Source organism: Candidatus Pelagibacter communis (assembly GCF_001180025.1).
GTDB classification, from domain to species: domain Bacteria; phylum Pseudomonadota; class Alphaproteobacteria; order Pelagibacterales; family Pelagibacteraceae; genus Pelagibacter; species Pelagibacter ubique_A.
The window spans coordinates 1-618 of the sequence record NZ_CVSK01000044.1 but is presented as its reverse complement, the minus strand read 5'-3'; the positions used below and the strand labels follow the sequence as shown (position 1 = coordinate 618).

Sequence of the window (618 nt, the reverse complement as noted above, 5' to 3'; positions counted from 1 at the left end):
TGGATGTTAATTTTTTAATTATTGCATGGAGAGGGTTTAGCGGCAACAAAGGAAAACCAAGTGAGGAGGGACTTTATAAAGATGGTGCTAGTGCAATAAACTGGCTTAAAGAAAAAGGTCTTAATGAAGAAGATATAATTATTTATGGAGAGTCATTAGGAACTGGCATTGCTACTGAAATTACTCAGAATAAAAATTTTGCAGGATTAATCTTAGAAACACCCTTCACATCAATGATTGAGGCTGCGAAAAATTTTTATCCATATATTCCAGTAGGTTTAATTTTAAAAGATAAGTATGAAAATAATGAAAAAATTAAAAATATTAATATTCCAGTATTAATAATGCATGGTGAGGCTGACCAAATAGTTCCATTTTGGATGGGTAAAAAAATTTTTAATTTAGCAAGTGAACCTAAATATTCATATTTTACAAAATATGACGATCATATGATGGAATATGATGATAAACTTGTATTAGCTCTTAAATCGTTTGTTGATAGTTTAAATTAAGCCATAATCTAAACAAAGATAATTCAAATTTTTTTTTTAAGTTAATTTATGAAAAATTTTTTCTTATTTTTTATTGTTCTTTTTTCTTTAAATAATTTATCAAATG

General features: G+C 26.2%; 1 protein-coding gene. It reads left to right on the top strand.

Going from position 1 to position 618, the window contains the following annotated elements; genetic code table 11:
- A partial coding sequence (locus AMN83_RS01855; RefSeq protein ID WP_143323632.1) for an alpha/beta hydrolase occupies positions 1-512 on the top strand: 512 nt, incomplete at its 5' end.
- Between the last annotated feature and the right edge of the window lie 106 nt (positions 513-618).